Source organism: Fictibacillus arsenicus (genome assembly GCF_001999465.1).
GTDB classification, from domain to species: domain Bacteria; phylum Bacillota; class Bacilli; order Bacillales; family Fictibacillaceae; genus Fictibacillus; species Fictibacillus arsenicus.
On sequence record NZ_MQMF01000081.1, the window covers coordinates 1 to 671 of the forward strand.

Consider the following 671-nt stretch of genomic DNA (forward strand, 5'->3'; position numbering starts at 1 on the left):
TGTGGACTCCGGCGTGGTGGAGGGCGAGACCGTCTCCGGGGCCTTCGACTCCATGGTCGCCAAGCTGATCGTCACCGGCGCGGACCGCCGCCAGGCCCTGCAGCGCGCCGCCCGCGCCCTGCGCGAGGCCGAGATCGTCGGCATGCCCTCGGTGCTGCCCTTCCATCGCGCCGTGGTGCGCGACCCCGCCTTCGCCCCCGAGATCGCCGGCTCGGAGGAGCCGTTCTCGGTGCACACCCGGTGGATCGAGACGGAGTTCGCGAACCACATCGAGCCGAGCGCCCTCACCCCGGTGGAGCCGGCCCCCCGCGAGGCGCGCCACACCGTGACCGTGGAGGTCAACGGCAAGCGCGTGGACGTCACCCTGCCCACGTGGGGCGAGGCCCTGCACACGATCTCCGGCGCCGCCCAGCGGGCCGGTGCGGGACGACGTCGGCCCCGCGGCAAGCGCGGCGCGCCGGTGGCCGCGGCCGTCAGCACGGACGCGCTGACCGCCCCGATGCAGGGCACCGTGGTGAAGGTCGCCGCCGAGAACGGCCAGACCGTGGCCGAGGGCGACCTGATCGTGGTCGTGGAGGCCATGAAGATGGAGCAGCCGCTCGCGGCCCACCGCGCGGGCGTGGTCAGCGGGCTCGAGGTCGCGCCGGGCCAGACGGTCACGGCCGGCACGG

At 75.4% G+C, this 671-nt stretch carries 1 protein-coding gene; it reads left to right on the forward strand.

What is annotated here, in order from left to right; genetic code table 11:
* On the forward strand, window positions 1-671 hold a 671-nt coding region (locus tag UN64_RS21920; protein WP_369073195.1), incomplete at both ends, for a biotin/lipoyl-containing protein.